Origin of the sequence: Streptomyces sp. ICN903, assembly GCF_022015835.1 — a bacterium.
In the GTDB taxonomy this organism is placed as follows: Bacteria; Actinomycetota; Actinomycetes; order Streptomycetales; family Streptomycetaceae; genus Streptomyces; species Streptomyces fenghuangensis.
This window is the reverse complement of sequence record NZ_JAKMAY010000562.1, coordinates 1-1,442: the sequence shown is the minus strand read 5'-3', so window position 1 is coordinate 1,442 and position 1,442 is coordinate 1. Positions and strand designations below refer to the sequence as shown.

Here is a 1,442-nt window from a genome sequence, read left to right as displayed (position 1 = left end):
CCGTCCTCCGGTTCCCCCGCCGGTGCCGCCGGTGCAGCCCTCCGCCCCGCCGCCCCGGCGTCCGTCGCCCGGCCACGGGCACGCGTCGCACGGGCACTCACACGGGCACGGCCACTCGCACGGGCCTCCCGCCCCCGTCTCGGCGCGGCTGCGCAAGGTGGTCGCGGCGGTGCTGGTCCCCTTCGCCGTCGCGGTGCTCGCCGGGCTGGTCGTGCTGTGGCCGGGCGGCGCGCCCGAGGGGGAGGGCTCGCCCAGCGGTGTCGGCTTCGACCGGCAGACGCTCGGCGCGCGGGTCACCGCGGTCGAGGAGGTCGACTGCGCCGAGGTCGGCGCCGCCCGGCCGCCCGGCGGCGTAGGGGGCGCCGACGGAGGCGGTGGGGGCGCCGGAGGCGCGCAGGAGGGCGGAGGCGGCGATTCGGGCGCTCTCCCGGGTGGCTCCGGAGAGGGCTCCGGGCAGGACTCCGGGGAGGGCGCCTGTCTGCGGGCGACCGTCGAGGTCGCCGAGGGGAAGGACGCGGGCCACACCTTTCCGGAGATCGTCACCCCGGACGCCACGCGCCGGCTGAGCCCCGGTCAGGAGGTGGTGGTGGCGTACGCGCCCGACGCGCCGCGCGAGTTCCAGTACAGCGTGGTGGACGTGGCGCGCGGGGTGCCCATGGTGGTGCTGGCGGGCCTCTTCGCGCTGGTGGTGGTGGTCGTCGGGCGGCTGCGCGGGGTGCTGGCGCTGGTGGGGCTGGCGGTCAGCTTCGGGGTGCTGACGCTGTTCATCCTGCCCGCGATCCTCCAGGGCTCCAATCCGCTGCTGGTGGCGGTGGTGGGCGGCAGCGCGATCATGCTGGCCACGCTGTACCTGTGCCACGGCGTCAACGCCCGTACCTCCGTCGCCGTCCTGGGCACCCTGGTGTCGCTGCTGCTGATCGGTCTGCTGGGCTCGGCGTTCATCGGCTGGGCCGCGCTGACGGGCAACACCGACGACCAGACCGGGCTGGTGCACGGCCTCTACCCGGACATCGAGATCCGCGGCCTGCTGCTGGCCGGTGTGCTGATCGGTTCGCTGGGCGTGCTGGACGATGTGACGGTGACGCAGACCTCGGCGGTGTGGGAGCTGCGACAGGCCGACCCGTCGGCCGGGTGGCGCAGGCTCTACGGCGCGGCGATGCGCATCGGGCGCGACCACATCGCGTCGGTGGTGAACACGCTGGTGCTGGCGTACGCGGGGGCCGCGCTGCCGTTGCTGCTGCTGTTCTCGATAGCGGAGAGCGGAATGGGCCAGGTGGCCACCAGCGAGCTGGTCGCGGAGGAGATCGTGCGGACGCTGATCGGCTCGATCGGCCTGGTCGCCTCGGTGCCGGTGACCACGGGGCTGGCGGCCCTGGTGGCGGTCGCCGACCGCGAGGGGGCGTCCGGCGGCGGGGAGGCCGCGGCCGGGCCGGGGCGTGCCC

Annotated in this window: 1 protein-coding gene; it reads left to right on the top strand. The window is 75.9% G+C overall.

The genetic code is table 11. The features are described from left to right. Positions 1–22: 22 nt before the first annotated feature. The coding region (locus L7D48_RS28800; protein WP_374494192.1) for a YibE/F family protein at positions 23–1,442 on the top strand (1,420 nt) is incomplete at its 3' end.